Here is a 19268-nt window from a genome sequence, read left to right as displayed (position 1 = left end):
ACAATGGAATTTAGTTCGAATCCTGTGGTAGAAGTGAATGAAGCCACCATCTATCAGGAAAACCAGGCCGTACTGAATACAGTAAATTTCAAGATTCAAAAAGGTGAATTTGTATACCTGGTGGGTAGGACTGGAAGCGGGAAATCCTCCTTACTAAAGACGCTTTACGCTGATCTAACCTTGCGAGAGGGAACTGCAGACATTGCAGGATTCAACATCAAAAACATCAAATCGAAGGATATCCCATTTCTGCGAAGAAAAATTGGGATTATTTTTCAAGACTTTCAGCTTTTTCCTGATCGCACAGTCACCGAGAATTTGATTTTTGTCATGAAAGCTACTGGTTGGAAAGAAAAGTCAAAAATAAAAACGCGGCTGGCTGAAGTGCTTATGCGCGTAGGGCTAGGTGCTGCTGCCGACAAGCAGCCACACCAACTATCTGGTGGAGAGCAACAGCGGGTGGTGATTGCCAGAGCCCTGATCAATGAGCCAGTAATACTCATAGCAGATGAGCCTACTGGAAACCTTGACCCTGAAGTCTCAGACGGGATATTCAATCTGTTCTTGGAAATCAACCGAAGCGGAACAGCTGTACTCATGGCTACCCACAATCACAATGTAATTGAGAGCTACCCGCATCGGATCCTGAAATGTGAAAATGGCAAACTTTTGGACTCTGAGCAAGAAGAGTTTGAGCTGAGTGGGCATTATTAGAAAACACATCATTTTTGGTTTTAAACCTCTGCGAGTTCATTAGTTGAACACCACACAGCAAAATCAAATTCGGCATTAAAATTGAATAGCTCATAAAATCATCTTACACCATGAATTTATGCGCAAATACATCCTACAATTTTCCCTATTGATTCTTGCTAGTGGCTGCATCACTTATGGCAACTTCACTAAATCCCAGCTGATATCAGTCACTGAGTATCAGTGCAGCAACAAAAGTGACACCTTAAATATTTTCTTTGAAGGAGAAACTATTGACTTTGAATACGATCAAATCGGCTTGGTAAAGGTGGAAGGTAAGAGGTACACAAACGACCAGCAGGTCTTGGATCATTTGAAGTTTCAGGCGTGGAAAAACTGCGCTGACGCCATCATCAACGTGTCAATTGGGTCTACTATACGAGAGCAAGGGCTTTTGTTTGATGTAGAGTCTGACGATCAATATGCCTCTACTGTTTTTACCGGTCTTGCCGTAAGAATCCGTAAAGACACCACGTTTTCTCATCAGAACTATCCTTATACCACAAGAGATACCTTCGTGAAAACCGTAAAGTCAGAACTAAAGAAAGAGTCTGACAATAGTACGGCAGAGGTCGCGCTATCAATAGTTGGTCTTACCGCGTTGGTCATTTTTGTAGCAGCACAGTAAATCTGCTATTTTTCAACTATTTCCAATTGCCCTTTTACTGTACTTTTTCCATTGAAAAGCGCCAAATCATATTTGCCCATTTCCAAATACACCTTGCCGTTTTTAGCTTCGGGCGTACCATCTTCAGCGGCTTCTCCAGATCGACTGAGATCGTAGTTGTAAAAATTTAGACCTGCTACAATAGTGAGATTCGTCTGAAACATGGTGCGATCTCCCTGGATCACTTTGAGTTGCCCCTGGCCTGATGACTGACTATAGAATATGATCTGATTGGACGGCTCGTTGTATCCGCTCCATTGATTTTCGTTTTTGAATTCTCCCCAGGATTTACTGAAGGCGACCTCCTCTACCGATAGTATCTTTAAACTTTCTTTTCTTTCGAGAGTTGCAAGGGTCTGAATGGCTGAAATATCCCCAACATAAACAGAACGCCCGTGTGTACCGATTATCAATTCATTTTCTCGTGGATGGACAGCCATATCATGTACGGCTACATTCGGGAGCCCTCCGCCTAGCGGCATAAAGGTATTGCCTCGATCTGTGGATATGTATGCCCCATGATCAGTACCTATGTATAACACGTCTTCCTTGATTGGATCTTCAGTGATTACATTTACAGGTTCTTTCGGGAGATTGAGTCCAATCGCACGCCAGATCTTACCATAATTTTCGGATACATAAACCAGTGCGTCGAACTGATCCCAACGATAGCCATTAAGCGTCAAATACACTCTACCTTCTTTGTATTTCGATGGTACAATACTGCTTACCCAATAGTTCTTGGTAAGGTTAGGATCTATCATGGTCCAAGTCGACCCGTCATCTTGTGACACTTGCACCACTCCATCATCGGTCCCAATATAAAGTAAACCTGCTTTCAGTGGGGATTCTGCGATCTCCGTGAGCGTACCATAGCTCACATTGCCAGCCTTTCCACCCTTTGTTAAATCCTTGGTGGGTGGAGCGAAATCATCTCCTTTGTTAATGGATTTGTGTAGTCTATTGGATCCCATATATACTACATCCTGGTTATGTTTTGATAATAATATCGGTGCTTCCCAATTCCACCTAAAAGGCTTCTGTCCCAGCTCGTGCATCGGGGTGATTTTTTTCTCTTTGCCTGAAGTCTTATCTATTCTGTAATAATGACCAAATTGAAAACCGGTATAAATAGTGTTGTTGTCTCTGGTATCAATTTCTGTCTGCATGCCGTCTCCCCACATCAACATCTGCCATGGATATTTCCCAGTCATTTGCCAGCTTGTGGAAGCTTCGTAGTTGCTAGGGCCCCACCATACTCCATTGTCTTGCAGACCACCATATATATTGTAGGGCTCGTCCATGTCATAATTGATGTCATAAAACTGGCCCACAGGGTGGCTATTGCTCTTCGCCCAGCTTCGACCGTCGTCATAAGAAATGTTAACTCCACCGTCGTTGCCACTAATCAGATAGCCAGATCCTTTGGGGTCTACCCAAAGTGCCTGATGATCTCCGTGCTGATTATCTCCTTCGATGGTTTTCCAGTTTTTACCTCCATCTTCTGATTTGATGATCGGTACACCCAGAGCATATACATGATCAGCGTTGACAGCCGATACTCGTACTTCGCCGAAATAATACCCATATGAATAGTACATGTTTTCAATATAATCCTGATGAGTTTTTCGCCAGGTGGCGCCACCGTCATCAGATCTGTACAGTTCGGCTCCTATGACCGGCGTATTAAAAAGCTTCGCATTGGCATCATCGAAATAGCTAGCGATATCAGTTGGTCTGGCCTCGCTTACCTTAACGAGTCTTTTGACTTCTTTGAAATCGTATTTTTTAGGAAATCCGTTGGACTTAAGATAGTCATTGAGCAGAGAGTCATCAAGTGCGAGGAAAGTGGCCTTATCCATTCCTTTGATCTGATCTTTGGTAAGCCCGTCCACAGGCTTTTTGCTTGTGTCTTCCGGTCTTCGGTCTTGATTGTCTAGCAGGGCATAGATAATTTTGGGGTTCTTGGGATAGATAGCCAAACCAATTCGACCGGTGCCTTTTGTATCTGGAAATCCTGAATTTCCACCTGATATCTCTGTCCAATGTTGACCGCCGTCTGTGGATTTATAGATACCACTACCCGTACCCGATCCTTCGAAATTCCAAGCCTTGCGATCACGCTGCCACATAGAGGCGTACAGGACGTTGGTGTTGGAAGGGTCAATGACTAAGTCTATCGCCCCGGTTTTATCATCCACATACAGTGTTTTTGCCCAGGTCTGCCCTCCGTTGTTGGATTTATATACGCCCCGTTCTGCATTATCAGAATAGAGATGTCCAATAGCTGCAACCCACAAGGTTCGATCATTGGTCGGGTGAAGGGTGATTCTTCCGATATGCTGCGTATCGGCGAGCCCTAAATGGGTCCAGGTCTTGCCATTGTTCGTTGTCTTGAATATACCTACACCAGAATAACTCGACCGGCTCGAATTGTTCTCTCCTGTACCTACATAAATGGTTTTGGTTTTCCAGTTGACAGCTATATCACCAATAGACATGACCATTTGATTATCAAAAAGAGGGACATACGTCAATCCTCCATTCTTAGTCTCCCAAAGCCCGCCGGAGGCGTATGCTACATAAAAATGTGTTGGATCGGCCGGATCAACAGCCAAGTCCGTCACTCTGCCACTCATAATGGTTGGGCCGACATTTCTAAAGGAAATATCCTTGACTAATGAAGAATTGAGCATTTCTTTTTTCAAGTCTTTATTTGCCATCCGAGCCTCTGCAGCCGTCGGTGCTGGTATTTCCAATTTTGATTGGGAGAATATAGATGTTGAAAATAATAAGGTAATTAGTAATGCTGTAATCCGATTCATGTCGATCATTTTGGAGTATTTTTCTATTGACTTAGAAATTTAGGGATTATTCTTATAGACTCCTAGTTTCGAATATTACTACTACTCAAAGTAGGCTTATAGATTTCTCGTTTCGGCAGAGCCTCCCCTCGAAATGACAAAGAGGTACGAGCAGATTGTTTTGTACGTTTAGCCTATCATTCTCATTAAGTCAGTTCTTATGTCACCTCGAATCAGTGCTGTGATTTCGTCTCCCACTCTGTCATTTCTACTCTTCGGAGAAATCTAATAATCAATGGACACTGAAATATTCAATCAAAAAAAATCCCACTCAAAGTCCACTGAGGAACTTTAATTGGGATCTGAATTTTTGAAATTTATCTAAGTTATACTTTGTACACCCAGCCGTGCGTGTCTTCGATTTCACCAAGTTTGATCTTGTCGAGGGTAGCGAACAATTTGTCAGCCAACGGTTTTTCTTCTGGCAACACATAGTCCGTACCGTTATATCCAATCTTATGGATTTTGGCGATAGTAGCGGCCGTACCTGCACCGAATGCTTCTTTTACCTCACCTTTTTTCAAAGCTTCTTCCAACTCTTTCACACTCAATCTTTTTTCTTCAACTTTCATTCCCCAATCTCTGGCCAATGTCAGTACGCTGTCTCTGGTGATACCATCCAAAATTGAATCACCTGTCGGCGCGGTAACTAAGGTGTCATTGATATAAAAAAGAAGGTTCATAGTACCCGCCTCTTCGATAAATTCATGTGTCTGCCCGTCTGTCCAAATCAGCTGATGGTAGCCTTCTTTTTGTGCCTGAAGCGCTGGATATAAAGAGGCCGCATAGTTGCCTGCAGTTTTGGCGTATCCTACACCTCCAGCTACTGCTCTGGTATATTTAGTTTCGATTTTGACATTCACCGGCTCGGAATAATAGGCACCTACCGGGGCAGTGAAAATCAGGAATTTATAAGTTTCAGACGGTCGAATTCCTACATAGGGATCATCGGCAAATACTACCGGACGGATGTACAAAGAGGTGTTGGGTTCGTTGGGTACCCAGGCGCTATCAAGTTTGAGTAACTCAGAAAGTGCAGACATAAAAAACTCCTCTGAAACAGGAGGTATACACATTCGCTCAGCGCTGACAATCATACGTTTGGCATTGGCCTCCGGTCTGAAAATCAAAATTTCTCCCTCTTTATTTTTATATGCTTTTAAGCCTTCGAAAATCGACTGACCGTAGTGCAGTGTGGCATTTGCAGGACTGATAGATAGATCTGCATATGGTTCTATTCTCATATTCTGCCATTCTCCATTTTTGAAATCGGCGACAAACATATGATCAGCGTATACTTTGCCGAATGGAATATTGCTAAAATCTACTTCACTTATTCTAGACTTATCAGTCTTTTTTATTTCAAATTGTGCCGTTTCAATCATTGGTCAAAAGTTTTGTCTTGGGTAGTTATATAGGTGCAAATCTAATCAAAATCAATGTCTAATACCTTCCAAATTATGATTTCAAATTAGCCAACTTCTTTTTTTCAGGGCTTCCATGGCACCTCTTCTGCTGCCAACTTCAGCGTCATCCATCTACAGAGTACAAATAAGTAATCTGACAGTCGATTTAGATATTTTATTACGTTTTCATTTACGGGTTCGTTTTCCGATAAGGCTATGACAAGACGTTCGGCTCTTCTACAAACACATCGTGCAATATGTCCGGCAGATACGGAAACATGTCCTCCCGGGAGCACAAAATTTCTCATCGGTGGCAACTCAGTATCCATTCTGTCGATTGCCTCTTCCAACAAAACGATTTGACTTGTTTCAATATCAGGAATAGTCACTTTCGATTTTTCCGGATCAGAGGCCAGGTGCGATCCTATGACGAAGAGGGTATTTTGTATGGCAATGATTTCATCTGCCAGAGGGGCATTTACAGATTGGTCTCGTACCATTCCCACGTGACTATTCAATTCATCTACAGTGCCATAGGCATCGATTCTCAGGTGTGCCTTCGATACCCTGGTCCCACCTAATAATCCTGTGGTTCCTTTATCTCCTGTTTTTGTATATACCTTCATTGTTGAGATTTACCTTCGCTGAACATTTTTTTGATTATTAGCTACAAAAATGGTAAACTTAATGTTCTAACTTGTTTGAATAGTTCAAATTTTAAGAACCAAAATGCGCTCTACATTTTATTTTTTAGCCCTTGCGGCTATTTGTCTTCAATTCTCATGCATAGACAGACATCCAAAAGCAGATTTGGTCCTATTCAACGGGAACATATACACGCTCAATGACACCCAACCCAAGGCGGAAGCACTAGCTGTCACAGATGGAAAAATCGTATATGTGGGCAACAATGTAAATGCTAATCAATGGGTTGCAGATACTACCTCAATCATTGATCTGGAAGGAAAAACACTAACCCCAGGACTTATCGAGGGTCATGCGCACCTCATGGGGATAGGAGAAAATCTACTGAATCTCGATTTATTGGAGACCAAGAGCTATGAAGAGATCATAGAAATGGTACAGGCGAAGGTGGAAGAGGCTGAAGATGGCGAATGGATTCTTGGGCGGGGTTGGCATCAGGACAAATGGTATGTCCTACCGGAAAATATGATTAATGGCTTTCCTGCCCACAACAAGCTCTCTGAAATCTCTCCAAACAATCCTGTCGTACTCTCTCATGCCAGTGGACACGCTGTCTTGGCCAATGCTAAAGCAATGGAACTCGCTGGCATCACCAAAGACACACCTGATCCCGAAGGAGGCACCATTTTCAAAGACCTGGGAGGTAATCCTACTGGCATTTTAAATGAAACGGCAGAGCTCCTGCTTGAAGGAATAATTCCGGAAGATTCTGATGAGCGACGCATCCAGGTACTAAATATGGCCATAGAGGAATGTTTGAAAAACGGAATTACGAGTTTTCATGATGCCGGGGCCAAACAAAAAACAATTGATCTGTACGAATCATTCTTGAATAATGGTTTGTTGAAAATCAGACTTTATGTAATGCTTGATGGTAGCAAAGAAGAGCTGCTGGAGAACTGGTATGCTTCGGGACCAAAAATCGGATTAGGAGATAACTATCTGACCATCAGATCTATAAAGCTTTATTCTGACGGCGCCCTAGGTTCACGTGGTGCTTTGCTACTGGAAGACTACTCTGACGCTCCCGGCGTACAGGGGTTGCGTATCACACCTGCCGATCAGATTATGAGAGTAGCCGAGCAGGGAACTAAAAATGGATTTCAGATCGCTACGCATTGCATAGGCGACCGTGCCAATCATGAGGTGTTGGATATGTATGAGATCATTTTGAAATCAGATACTACAAGAGCAAATCCAAGATTTAGAATAGAACATGCTCAGCATATCGCTGGCACCGACATTCCGAGATTTGGGGAGTTGGGGATTATCCCATCTATGCAGGCCATACATATGAGCTCAGATCGTCCATGGGCCATCGACAGGCTTGGTGAGAGTCGGATCATAGAGGGTGCCTACATGTGGCAAGAACTGATCTCTACAGGCGCCAATGTCATGAACGGCACAGACGCACCTGTGGAACCGCTCAATCCTTTGGCTAACTATTACGCCTCGATTACTCGACAAACGCTAGAGGGCAAACCTAATAATGGCTACGAGCCAGAGCAGCGGATGAATAGAACCCAAGCATTGAAGGCATATACAATCAACAATGCTTACGGCGCATTTGAAGAGGATATAAAGGGTACAATAGAAATTGGTAAAGTGGCAGATTTCACAGTATTATCGAAAGATATCATGGAGGTGCCCGCAGCAGAAATTCTAACTACAGAGATAGAATACACTATTGTAAACGGTGAAGTGCTCTACCAAAAATAGAAGGGAACCTTTATTAATACTGTTTTGTTTTGACAAAATGAAACCTGCAATCCTACTCTCCACATTGCTCTTAGTTTCGTGCCTTGAGCAAAACCCTTTCATCTCTGATTCTTCTTTTTTGGATACTGACGTAAAAGCAGAAGTCCATAATACCAATTCTGAATCATTTGTCATCCTAAAAAAAGAGGAATTTGACAGTCGATTTTCTAGGATCATTGTGCTTGGTCCAAATGAATCCAGCATTATTCCCGGGTTTATCAAGGATAAAAATTATTTTCTAAGAGCTGTCAGACTGGATCAACCAGAAGGAACGTATGATTTCGAATGGAGAATCAGCGCTTTAGAAGAAGATATTTATATTTCATTCTGAATGAAAATACATGCTTGAAAAAGTGTAGGCATAAAAAAAGAGGCCGAAGCCTCTTATTGAATACTTGCTTAATATCCCTATCTATTTCAACCAAAAAAAGGGAACTTACTAAAATTACTAATGATCAATACTCAACTCTCATGCTAAGCAGTATTCATAATCATAACACCTGATGATATGAATGCCCTTAACAGATTGCCATTAAGCCTGCTTGAGTTCAAGAATTGTGATCTCTGGAAGAATACCTACACGCCCCGGATAACCAAGGAATCCAAATCCACGATTGACATAAAGGTGTTGATGGCCTTCTGTGTATAAATCAGCCCATTGCTTGTACAAATACTGTGAAGGACTCCAGCGAAAATTTCCTATTTCTACGCCAAATTGAAAGCCATGTGTGTGTCCTGAGAGTGTCAAATCGATATCTTTATGCTCTGGACGAATCTGTGCATCCCAATGGCTGGGATCATGAGATAGCAATATTTTAACATCTGCCTCTACATCCTTAGCAGCTATGTCCAGATTGCCATATTTTGCAAAACCTCTTGCTCCCCAGTTTTCAACGCCAAGTATTGCCAATCGCTCACCGTCTACTTCCACATAACGATGCTCGTTGAGCAGGATATCCCAACCCATATCTCTATGGCTTTGCACCAAATGAGACAGGTTTTCTCTTTTGGCTTGAGGTGAGTTCCAAGACTTATAGTCACCGTAATCATGATTGCCAAGGATTGAAAACTTGCCGGCATCGGCTTTTACTTTGGAGAAGATATCTAGATAATCGGCGACCTCTTTGGACTCGTTGTTTACTAAATCGCCTGTAAACAAAAACAAATCTGGTTTCTCTGCATTTAGCATATCAATACCGCCTGAAACTGCTGTCTTGTTATAAAAGCTCCCGCTATGAATATCTGATAGTTGCGCTATCCTGATTCCATCAAAGGCCTTAGGTAGGTTTTTTAAAGTAACGGTACGGCGCCTTACTCGATAATCGTAAGCCCCGGATAAAATCCCAAAGCTCATGGCCGCGATGGGTACAGATCCAGCCAGTAGAGCAGATTTGGATAAGAATTCAGATCTGGAGATACCTCCGGAAGTGGAAGGGCTGGCCACACCATTCTGGAATATGCCCTGATACGCATATTTGCCAAGTCGTACAATATCATCGGCAAAAACAAAAAGTCCGGCAGTGAGCTTGGCCAAAATATTCATAAAGACAGCTGTGGCCAGGAAGGTTCGAAGGTTGGCATACTTTCCAGGATCTACGGTGGTGAAAGCGACCACGGCTATCGCAGACAAAACGGTAAGCGACCAATACAGTGTATGAAATAATACTCTGGTTGAAGATGAGAAGTTGGAGGTGACAACCTTGACTGCCTGAAATACATAGTAATCCAGCAGAGAGTACACCAGAAGTACAATAATAAAAAAACTCAATCTGTGCATAGGAATCATCATACGCAGATTGAGCTTTGGAGTTATATGGTTTTATCTGAATCGAATATCGCCGTAGCTGGTATCGATTCTAACATAGCCACCTTTGCCGGTCCCCATATTGCCTTTGTATCTAGCCTTGAAGTCTTCTTTGATTTTATAATCAAATTCGAGGGGTAAACCTGAGTAGCTAAAATCACTGAAACTGAGCTCGGTATCGAATGTAAAATTACACCCCTCTTCAAAGGATATTCTAAAGTCACCGAATTTGCCATCCAGCAATATTTCCGTGAATCCTCTAGCAACTTCATCTATAGTAAAGTTTCCACTATAGGAGGTCTCCATGTCCATTTCGACTTCGAGGCGCCCGATCGAAAACTCTGAATATCCAACATATCCTTTGATACCTTGTACGACTCCGATTTCCATATCCCCATATTTGCTGGTGAGATTAAGTGTTCCAGCCTTATCGATTTCTACATCTGAGAATCCCTGTTCAACTCTTGCCATTCCAATTTCGCCTATTTCCACATCCGAATATTTGATCTCTATTTCTCCCGTTTTGATCAGCTTGATAGATCCATCGCTGAATGAAATCCTAATATCAGATTTGCCAGTCAGGCTTTCTAACTTGAAGTCACCATAGGAAATATCAATTTCGTTTTCGCCGGCCAAATCCCCAAGATAGTTGCCACCAAAACTATTTTTAAGTTTTAGCGGATTTGTCTTGGGCATATTGACTTTATAGTTGACTTCAAACTCTTCTCTATCTCTATTTTTGAGATTGCCCAGTCTTGTTTCAAAAGCAATGACGGAGCTGGATTCGCTTATATCAATATTGATACGATCCAAGAGATCTTGTGCCCTATTCTCATTGTGCATCCTGGCAATGATTTCTATATCCACGGTGATCTTTTTCTGATCCCAAGTATTGATATGCACACGCCCAAAGCTATTTTCAATGTCAAGCTTTACATTTGACTGCACCTCATAGCTTTTGGATATTTTACGAGTTTTTTCGTAGTCCAGCTCATTGCCAACTGCCACAGCCTGATTGGCAAATAGCCCAGTAAGGACCATCATTACCATCAAATTATACGCTAATTTTTTCATCTTCCTCATATTTACTTATGCGTTCTAAAATCTTCAATTGTTTATTTAGAATTTCGACTCTCAATTGTAGATTTTGAATCATGGCGTTGATCAGCCTTTCATCATTTTGATTTTTTTCGAGATCATCTTTCAGATTCAAGTACATTGAATCTAACTGCTCTATATCCCGAAGGAGTTCCATATCAACCAGGCCTTTGTCCTCAATTACACTTTCTATTTCATCTCGTTTGACAGAAATCAGCTGAGTATAATAGCTTTCCACCTCCCGAAGCTCAGTCGAAGGACTTCCTGTCTCCACTGATGCGATTTGAGCGGGGCCAAGGTTCATCGTTCGCTCTATGGCCAGACCAACAGACAGACATAGAAAAACTGCTGCAGCTGCCTTCCAAATCCAGGTCGTATTTCCTTTTGGCTTTTGCTGATCCAGATCATTTCGAATTTTAATCCAGGTCTCGGCCCTCGGCTCCAGGTCGTCAAACGACTGCCTATGCTCTGAAATGAAATTGTCTAACTTATCTTTCATACTGATATCTTTCTTTAAGAATCACTCTTAATTTCTTTTTTGCTCTATTAAACTGAGATTTTGAGGTCGACTCTGAAATTCCCAAAACCTCTCCTATTTCCTTGTGATCATAACCCTCCAACATATAGAGGGTGAGCACCGTTCTAAATCCTTCTGGCAATTCCAGTATGGCAGATTTGATGGCTGGAACACTGAGAGATTCCTCTTCTACTTCATAGGCATCATCTATCACACCTCCAGCTTGCTCAACATCTACCTGATCCATCCTTCTTTTCTTGAGTATATTGATTGAAGCATTAATAACAATCCGTTTTACCCAAGCTCCAAAAGTGGAATCTCCTCTGTATTTGTCGATGTTTTTAAAAACATTGACAAACGACTCTTGAATCACATCTTCGGCTTCATCACGATCATTCACGATCCTAAAGCTCACGTTCAACATAGCTTTTACATATAGATTGTAAAGCTCGAACTGTGCTGATTGATCGTGGCGTTTTGCCGCCTCGACCAAATGATAATGAATGTCCTTATTTCCTATTTCCAACGATTATCGAAATTCTATACCAAAGACCAGTGAATCTCCAGAGGGTTGCATACGACTTACAATAATGTGTAATATTTATAATTTTCTTGCAATATGTGCATCAGAGGGATAAAATGACTAATTTGATGCAGATCATTTATAACCTTTACTTATGAGAAATCAATTCATCGGCCTGTCCATCGTCACCTGTATTACGCTGATAGCAGTATCCTTATACCACCCATGGGTTTGGTGGAGTTTTGTGGTCTTAGCCCCTATTCTGTTTATCGGTATTTCTGATATCATGGACAAAAAACATACACTCAGAAAAAATTTCCCATTTCTGGGAATGTTTCGATATATCATGGAGGATCTGCGACCAAAGATCTATCAGTATTTTATTGAGTCTGAGACAGACGGTGCACCTATCAACCGGATGTTTCGATCGATCGTTTACCAAAGAGCAAAAGGAGCACTTTCTACCAATCCATTCGGAACAAAAATCGACGTCTACAAAGATGGATATGAATGGGCGAATCACTCGATCCATCCTATCGATCATCATCAGTTGGATCCTCTGCCCAGAGTCTTGATCGGCAGCTCAGATTGCAAACAGCCCTACAGTTCAAGTATTTTTAATGTTTCTGCTATGAGCTATGGTGCGCTGAGTGACCGTGCCATCGAAGCGCTAAATGGTGGTGCATATAAAGGTGGTTTTGCTCATAATACTGGAGAAGGCAGCATCAGTGGCTATCACACCAAACATGGGGGTGATCTCATTTGGCAAATTGGTACCGGATATTTTGGTTGTAGGAATAAAGACGGGACTTTCAATGATGAAATGTTTAAGGAGAAAGCTACTCAACCACAGGTAAAGATGATAGAAATCAAGCTGTCGCAAGGGGCTAAACCCGGGCATGGCGGGATTCTTCCTGCCGTAAAAAACACTAAAGAGATTGCAGCTATACGTGCCGTAGAGCCTTATACGCGAGTGGACTCCCCTCCCGCACATAGCGCATTCAACAATCCGGTGGAACTCATGGAGTTTGTAAAGAAACTCAGAGATTTAAGCGGTGGCAAGCCCGTCGGATTCAAACTTTGTGTGGGCAACAAGTTGGAGTTTAGTGATATGTGCATAGCTATGCAGAATACGGGTATCGCTCCAGATTTCATCACCGTAGATGGTGGAGAAGGCGGGACGGGTGCCGCTCCATTGGAGTTTTCCAACAATATCGGTATGCCGCTGAGAGAAGGCTTAGCATTTGTTTGCGATTCTCTGAGAGGCTATGATTTGAAGAAAGAGGTAAAGGTAATTGCCTCTGGGAAAATTCTAACCGGATTTCATATATTCAGAGCCATTGCGCTGGGTGCAGATGCCTGCTACAGTGCCAGGGGTATGATGCTCGCCTTGGGTTGTATCCAGGCCTTGGAATGCAACAGTAACCATTGCCCTACAGGTATAGCCACTCAAAAACAGCACCTGATCAAAGGTCTAAACGTCGAGGATAAAATAAGCAGAGTCGCAAAATTTCATAATGAGACCGTAAAAAGCTTCGTAGAATTTATGGGAGCTACTGGAGCAGACTCTTTGACCAAAATAAAGCGGCATCATGTCTATCGTAGAATCAGTCAGGAACACATAAAAACCTATGCGGAAATATATCCAAACATAAAAGTTGGTGAATATGTCTAGGAATTGTACATTTGTCATATAGCGAAAGAGCTATATCAATAAATCATTGATTACGAATACTATAGCAGCATATCAAGCAAGTATATCTTAAAGAAAAATTTATTATGCTTTAAACCAATTGGTCTATTTGGACTCTAAGTGAGAAAGGTTGGTTAAAGATAATTATTTGGACATGAAGAACTTATTACGGTATAAAAGATTTGTATTCAGCCTAAGCTTCTACCTCTTTTTCCTATGTTTATTAGGATGCAAGGAGGAAGTAATCTCTTTTAATCCATTCGACCAGATGGATCATATCTATGCGAAATTAGATAGAGCAAAGGAGTAAAATTCATACGATCTTCCAGATTTAAAATCTACTTGCCCCGCAGGCAAGTACAAAAATCCATCGCTCTGAGCTAGGTTGGCCAGATCCCCTGAACCATTACCTGTTTCTGGATAGGCCTGCATACTGCCATTATTATTGTATTCTACTCTTACTTGAAGAAAGTATCCCAAATCCAGCTTAAAGCTAAAGTCTTCCATCAGCACTGCTTCTCTCTGTGGATTCACATACCCAAGATTATCTAGCAACCAGGGTAGAAAATAGACTCTGAAGCACATATACGTAGAAATTGGATTTCCTGGAAAGGCAAACACTTGGCTCCCGGATGGTTTGCTACCAAACCAGAATGGCTTGCCTGGCCTCTGAGCTACTTTATGAAACAATTTTTTAACCCCAAGTTCTTCCAGTACCTCGGGCAAATAATCAGCTTTCCCCTTGGATACACCACCGCTCAGAAGCAGAATGTCATAAGAGTCCAGCAGATCAGCAACGGCTACAAGCAACGCAGGCTTGTCATCCAGCAAGTGATATAATGTGCAGGGCACATTCAACTGATTTAATGTGGATTGAATGGCGATAGAGTTAGATTTTCTAATTTGATGAGACATAGGTATTGATGCTACATCCACCAACTCATCGCCAGTGGAGACAATGGCAATCTTAGGTTTTTTGTTTACCAGCACCTGACTTTTACCGACTGTGGCCATGATCGCCACTTCAGCGGCGGTGATAGTCACTCCCGCAGAAATGAGAAGAGTACCTGCTGGCTGATCACTTGCCTGTCGATGAACATTTTTCCATCGATCTGCTGATTCCAAACCTATCGTTACCCACTTTTGCCCATTATGTTCGGTGAATTCCAAATCTTCGTAGCGTATCACCAAATCACAGCCCTGACTTAACACAGCACCTGTCATTATTTCTATGGCCGAATCGGTCCCTTGCAAGGCCAGGGGAGGAGCTCCTGCCAACTGTATATCCTGTATTTTGAATCGTCGATTTCCGGATGCAAAAGCATCGAAGTTCAACGCAATCCCATCCATTGTCACCCGGTCAAATGGCGGAAAATCACGGTCGGCCGAGATATCCTCGGCCAATACTTCACCTATGGAATCTGCAAGCGCAAGTTTGCTTTGTCCCCATTCCGCTGTTTGTAAATTGATAATATTTTTTGCCTCTTCGACTGATATCATGCGAGATTCTCTAATTTTAACCTATAAACTTGAGCCTGATTTATTGATCAGTAAAAATTGCTCGACGGCGACCCGACTAATATTTTGCAAAAATATTAACACTGGTAGCAACGGTAGTCATTCTCTTTGAATAGAGAGCTTGCTTCGGTCTTGCCTGATTAGCATCATGGTAAACTACTCGCGAAGACGACTTTTACTATTTTAATATCAAGTTCAAGTTAGCATGTAAATTAAAAACAAGTCTCCGCCTATTTCACTACAAATATGAAAAACGATAAATTTTCTCATATCGATTCGGGTAACAACCCGGCTATGGTTAACGTATCTGAGAAGAAAATTACTTTGCGTACAGCTACAGCCAGAAGCACCGTCAGACTAACAAAAGAAATCATGGATGGACTGGAAGCTGGAGAGATACATTCTAAAAAGGGACCTGTATTTCAAACTGCCATTATCGCAGGTACGATGGCTGCCAAGAAAACCGGAGAACTGATCCCTTTATGCCATCCTATTGGCTTGGATGGATGCGATTTTGCTGTGGAAGTAAAAGGTCTGGAGGTGATTATTGAATGTACAGCAAAGATTTCTGCTAAGACCGGAGTGGAAATGGAAGCGCTAACAGGTGTATCCCTGGCAGCACTTACGATCTACGATATGTGTAAGGCTTTGTCGCATGATATCGTCATAAAAGAAACACGCCTAATTGCTAAGACGGGTGGTAAAAAGGATTTTACATACTATGAATAAGACACATCAGAAACACGCCAAAATAATCAGACCTGAGATGGGTACTTTCGGACGCCACGAATATGCCATCCTGGGTACTCCATGCGGTGCGATTAAAAAACTTGCGACTGACATCAGCACACGACTATCTACAACACATAAAATCGCCTATGTGGATGCGGATCATAAAAGTGCAGATGACGCATCCAACTTAGATGGTAGCTCTCTCAAGCATGGCAACACCATGGAGTATATCGATAAGATTGATTTTCATAGATATGATCAAATGGGTGAACAAAACCCATTCGATTACAAGAAAAAGTTTGTGGATCAGGATCTTGTATTAATCAATGGCAATCATTTTCCAGGTCAAAAGCAGATAGTAGTAATAGATTCTAGAAAACCACTCGACAAGAAGCTTGACAAGCTGAAGGAAGTAGTTCTGATCCTTTTTCAAGATGGCGACCAAGAGCTTCCCGCAGTTCTGCACTCACATCTTGAGAACATAGACCAAATACCACAACTGTCTATTGAGGATACCAGCGGTATTGCGGCTTTCATCCAGAATCAGCTCGAAGCACGACGCCCTCCTATCCATGGGTTGGTTTTAGCAGGAGGACTGAGTACAAGAATGAAAAAAGACAAAAGTCAGATTCAGTATTTTGGCAAGAGCCAAAAGGAGCATATGTATGATCTGCTGAATCAGATTACTGACAGCACTTATTATGCTGTGCGGGCAGACCAGGCAAACACCGATAGCAAAGCAGATATTGTTGATACCTTCACCGGTCTGGGACCGTATGGTGCTATTCTCTCTGCTTTTCGTCACAATCCCAATGTAGCCTGGCTGGTGACGGCATGCGATCAGCCATTTCTAACAAAAGACACGCTGGACTATTTAATATCAAAGAGGAATCCATCTAAGGTGGCCACAGCATTCTATAATCCTGAAACGGACTTTCCAGAGCCACTTATTACTTTGTGGGAGCCAAGAGCATATTCCCATTTATTACATTTTCTGAGTCTTGGGTATTCTTGTCCCAGAAAGGTACTGATCAATACGGATATAGAAATGATTAGCCTGGATGATCCTACTGCTCTCAAAAATGTAAATACGCCAGAAGAATACAAGGAGGCTATCAGAATGCTGAACTAGGGGTGAGCGGCAACCCAAACGTCACCATCCTCAAAAATCTCCTTTTTCCAAATGGGCACAGTCAGCTTTAGTTCGTCGATGATAAACTTGCAGGATTCAAATGCAGCTTGTCTATGAGGCGTGGATACAGCGATTACCACAGCTTCCTCTCCTATTTCTACCACACCTATTCGGTGCGAAACTGCATATTTTAGAATCGGCCATTTACGCTTAGCCCGATCTACTATTTTCTGCAATTCTTTGACAGCCATTGGCTCATAGGCTTCAAAATCTAATTTGATTACCTGCTTGGATGCCGTATTGTTTCGTGTGGTGCCTATGAAAACATCTATTGCTCCGGCACCCGGATCTGAAACGGCTGCGATTAACCGACTCACTTGAATTTTCTCTTTGGTAATTTCTATCATATTTAGCTACAAAAAGAATACTCAGCCTCCACTCACTGGTGGGATCAATACCAATTCGTCCTCTGCCCCAATTATATAATCAGAATCAACATATTCTTCGTTGACCGCCAGCCGAAGAGAAGCCAGCTTATTAAAGCCCGGGTACTGTTCGGTCAGCTGAATCATGGCTTCCTTTACTGAAGTATTGACGGGCAGCTCCAGTGCGCATGCGTTGGCACCGATGATGTCTCTGGCAATACCGAAGGCTACTACTTTGATTTGGATATTACTCATTTGTGATCAAAGATATCTATTCGATCCTTAGTTATTGGAAAGCTCTATTAACTTTATACACTTAACCTTACGAAAATGAGTACGATAGGTATAACTACTTCAAAAATTCTTAGAATCGGTGCCGCAGGGCATGAAGAGACCAAAGATCTTCTGGTTCGTGAAGAGCCGCTTGAAATCAGAGTTGGCTATGGAGCTGCTACTCAGAGAAGGGAATTTCCTTTGGCAGTGACGATGAGAACGCCGGGTGCAGATGAGGAATTGGCCCGAGGATTTCTACTCTCAGAAGGAATAGTGAGTCATCCCAAAGATATACTCTCAGCAAAATATTGCCTACAGGCCAAACAGCCAGAAAATACACTCAAGGTAGAGCTGGTAAATGATCTGCCATTCGAACCGGATAAATTTAAAAGGAATTTCTATGCCAGCTCCAGTTGTGGAGTCTGTGGAAAAGCAGCCTTAGAGGCTATCACCTGCGAACTTCCAAAGCACAAGTCTCCGTCTTTCAAAATCAAAAAAGCGACAATTCTTGGCCTTTCAGATCAGGTAAAAGAACACCAAAGCACTTTTAAATATACCGGTGGCTTGCATGCTGCAGCACTTTTTGATCAAAACGGCGCACTGCTCATTGTCCGAGAAGATATCGGTCGACACAATGCGCTAGACAAACTGATCGGTGTGGGTAGCATGCAACAAATGGACTGGTCAGATAAAACCCTATGGTTGAGTGGTCGACTGGGCTTTGAAATGGTACAAAAACCGGCCGTCATAGGACTTCGAACGATTGTCGGCCTGGGGGCGCCTTCCAGTCTGGCTATAGATTTGGCCAAAGAGGCCGGGTTGACGCTTGTTGGCTTCTTGAAAAAGGATTCTTTTAATATCTATAGTGGGATCGAAAATGTAAATTTGACTGAGTACTAACGAATGAAATAATGAAAATCAGAATCAATGGAAATTTTGTAAGGCTAAGACTAAGCCAGCCGGAGGTAGCACAGCTAGCATCGGACCATGAGGTGGGTGATGCAATAGTTTTTGGAGAACGCTCATTGACTTATCGTTTGGTAAGTTCGGAAGTGCATGAAGCAGTCGCTGTCGATTTTGACGGTAGCAATATCAGTATTTTAGTGCCTGTTGATCTTGCCAAAAAATGGACTGAAACTGATCTGGTAGGTTTTGAAAATGCTGATCAATCACAGGTAAGGATATTGGTAGAAAAGGATTTTCAATGCCTCCACAAACGTCCTGGTGAGGATGAATCTGAAAATTTTCCAAACCCTTTGGCTTAAAAAAAGGCTTGAGCACTTGATGTCTAATCTGTGGCAGGGACTTGATTGGATTTCTCCGAAGGGTCGAAATGACAGAGCAGATTGTGATAATGATTATCAGTTGGTGTTAGGATTTCTCCGGTGAGCCCGAATGAC

At 42.3% G+C, this 19268-nt stretch carries 19 protein-coding genes; 9 read left to right on the top strand and 10 right to left on the bottom strand.

What is annotated here, in order from left to right; translation table 11 throughout:
* The first annotated feature begins 3 nt into the window (after positions 1-3).
* Positions 4-714: an ATP-binding cassette domain-containing protein gene (locus ABJF11_RS04060; protein ID WP_348118227.1), complete on the top strand. Its 711-nt coding sequence runs from the start codon at positions 4-6 to the stop codon at positions 712-714.
* A gap of 118 nt (positions 715-832) precedes the next feature.
* A complete protein-coding gene (locus ABJF11_RS04055; protein WP_348118225.1) occupies positions 833-1381 on the top strand; it encodes a hypothetical protein in 549 nt (182 codons plus the stop codon).
* A gap of 5 nt (positions 1382-1386) precedes the next feature.
* Here ABJF11_RS04055 and ABJF11_RS04050 read toward each other — a convergent pair whose 3' ends face one another.
* The 3 genes from ABJF11_RS04050 to ABJF11_RS04040 all read right to left on the bottom strand — a co-directional run bounded on the left by ABJF11_RS04050 (position 1387) and on the right by ABJF11_RS04040 (position 6316).
* On the bottom strand, positions 1387-4245 hold the full coding sequence (locus tag ABJF11_RS04050; RefSeq protein WP_348118224.1) for a glycosyl hydrolase: 2859 nt from the start codon (positions 4243-4245) through the stop codon (positions 1387-1389).
* Between the two features lie 365 nt (positions 4246-4610).
* Complete coding sequence (locus ABJF11_RS04045) at positions 4611-5669, bottom strand: branched-chain amino acid aminotransferase (RefSeq protein ID WP_348118223.1); 1059 nt, start codon at positions 5667-5669, stop codon at positions 4611-4613.
* A gap of 104 nt (positions 5670-5773) precedes the next feature.
* Positions 5774-6316, bottom strand: a complete 543-nt coding sequence (locus tag ABJF11_RS04040) for a cob(I)yrinic acid a,c-diamide adenosyltransferase (protein ID WP_348118222.1) — start codon at positions 6314-6316, stop codon at positions 5774-5776.
* Positions 6317-6419: 103 nt separating this feature from the next.
* On the opposite strand from ABJF11_RS04040, the gene ABJF11_RS04035 reads away from it, so the two are divergent.
* Both ABJF11_RS04035 and ABJF11_RS04030 read left to right on the top strand, forming a co-directional pair.
* Complete coding sequence (locus tag ABJF11_RS04035) at positions 6420-8114, top strand: amidohydrolase (protein WP_348118220.1); 1695 nt, start codon at positions 6420-6422, stop codon at positions 8112-8114.
* Between the two features lie 37 nt (positions 8115-8151).
* A complete protein-coding gene (locus tag ABJF11_RS04030; RefSeq protein WP_348118218.1) occupies positions 8152-8484 on the top strand; it encodes a hypothetical protein in 333 nt (110 codons plus the stop codon).
* A 201-nt stretch (positions 8485-8685) separates the two neighbouring features.
* Here ABJF11_RS04030 and ABJF11_RS04025 read toward each other — a convergent pair whose 3' ends face one another.
* Genes ABJF11_RS04025 through ABJF11_RS04010 form a run of 4 tightly spaced genes read right to left on the bottom strand, consistent with a single transcriptional unit; the run spans position 8686 to position 12098 of the window.
* Positions 8686-9942, bottom strand: a complete 1257-nt coding sequence (locus tag ABJF11_RS04025) for a metallophosphoesterase (RefSeq protein ID WP_348118217.1) — start codon at positions 9940-9942, stop codon at positions 8686-8688.
* Between the two features lie 30 nt (positions 9943-9972).
* Positions 9973-11031, bottom strand: coding sequence for a hypothetical protein (locus tag ABJF11_RS04020; protein WP_348118215.1), 1059 nt, complete (start codon positions 11029-11031; stop codon positions 9973-9975).
* Positions 11012-11554, bottom strand: a complete 543-nt coding sequence (locus tag ABJF11_RS04015) for a hypothetical protein (RefSeq protein WP_348118214.1) — start codon at positions 11552-11554, stop codon at positions 11012-11014. The genes ABJF11_RS04020 and ABJF11_RS04015 overlap by 20 nt, the downstream gene beginning before the upstream one ends.
* Positions 11544-12098, bottom strand: a complete 555-nt coding sequence (locus ABJF11_RS04010) for an RNA polymerase sigma factor (RefSeq protein ID WP_348118212.1) — start codon at positions 12096-12098, stop codon at positions 11544-11546. The genes ABJF11_RS04015 and ABJF11_RS04010 overlap by 11 nt, the downstream gene beginning before the upstream one ends.
* Before the next feature lie 151 nt (positions 12099-12249).
* Here ABJF11_RS04010 and ABJF11_RS04005 point away from each other — a divergent pair, with 151 nt between their 5' ends.
* A complete protein-coding gene (locus ABJF11_RS04005; protein WP_348118211.1) occupies positions 12250-13770 on the top strand; it encodes an FMN-binding glutamate synthase family protein in 1521 nt (506 codons plus the stop codon).
* A 297-nt stretch (positions 13771-14067) separates the two neighbouring features.
* Here ABJF11_RS04005 and ABJF11_RS04000 read toward each other — a convergent pair whose 3' ends face one another.
* On the bottom strand, positions 14068-15288 hold the full coding sequence (locus tag ABJF11_RS04000; RefSeq protein ID WP_348118210.1) for a molybdopterin molybdotransferase MoeA: 1221 nt from the start codon (positions 15286-15288) through the stop codon (positions 14068-14070).
* A gap of 264 nt (positions 15289-15552) precedes the next feature.
* On the opposite strand from ABJF11_RS04000, the gene moaC reads away from it, so the two are divergent.
* Positions 15553-16035 (top strand): cyclic pyranopterin monophosphate synthase MoaC, encoded by a 483-nt coding sequence (gene moaC / locus ABJF11_RS03995; protein WP_348118209.1) that lies wholly within the window; start codon positions 15553-15555, stop codon positions 16033-16035.
* Complete coding sequence (locus ABJF11_RS03990) at positions 16028-17170, top strand: NTP transferase domain-containing protein (RefSeq protein WP_348118208.1); 1143 nt, start codon at positions 16028-16030, stop codon at positions 17168-17170. The genes moaC and ABJF11_RS03990 overlap by 8 nt, the downstream gene beginning before the upstream one ends.
* On the opposite strand, the gene ABJF11_RS03985 is transcribed toward ABJF11_RS03990, so the two are convergent.
* Together ABJF11_RS03985 and ABJF11_RS03980 are read right to left on the bottom strand one after the other, a co-directional pair.
* Positions 17167-17577 (bottom strand): molybdenum cofactor biosynthesis protein MoaE, encoded by a 411-nt coding sequence (locus ABJF11_RS03985; RefSeq protein WP_348118207.1) that lies wholly within the window; start codon positions 17575-17577, stop codon positions 17167-17169. The genes ABJF11_RS03990 and ABJF11_RS03985 overlap by 4 nt on opposite strands.
* A 21-nt stretch (positions 17578-17598) precedes the next feature.
* The gene (locus ABJF11_RS03980; protein ID WP_348118206.1) at positions 17599-17850 is read right to left on the bottom strand and encodes a MoaD/ThiS family protein; all 252 of its coding nucleotides are present in this window, start codon (positions 17848-17850) and stop codon (positions 17599-17601) included.
* 75 nt (positions 17851-17925) lie between these two features.
* On the opposite strand from ABJF11_RS03980, the gene fdhD reads away from it, so the two are divergent.
* Positions 17926-18768: a formate dehydrogenase accessory sulfurtransferase FdhD gene (fdhD, locus tag ABJF11_RS03975; RefSeq protein ID WP_348118205.1), complete on the top strand. Its 843-nt coding sequence runs from the start codon at positions 17926-17928 to the stop codon at positions 18766-18768.
* Between the two features lie 11 nt (positions 18769-18779).
* Positions 18780-19133 (top strand): hypothetical protein, encoded by a 354-nt coding sequence (locus ABJF11_RS03970; protein ID WP_348118204.1) that lies wholly within the window; start codon positions 18780-18782, stop codon positions 19131-19133.
* The last annotated feature ends 135 nt before the right edge of the window (positions 19134-19268 follow it).

It is taken from the genome of Reichenbachiella sp. (genome assembly GCF_039941815.1).
Taxonomy (GTDB): domain Bacteria; phylum Bacteroidota; class Bacteroidia; order Cytophagales; family Cyclobacteriaceae; genus Reichenbachiella.
The sequence above is the reverse complement of the archived record's forward strand: the minus strand, read 5'-3'. Positions and strand labels throughout refer to the sequence as shown.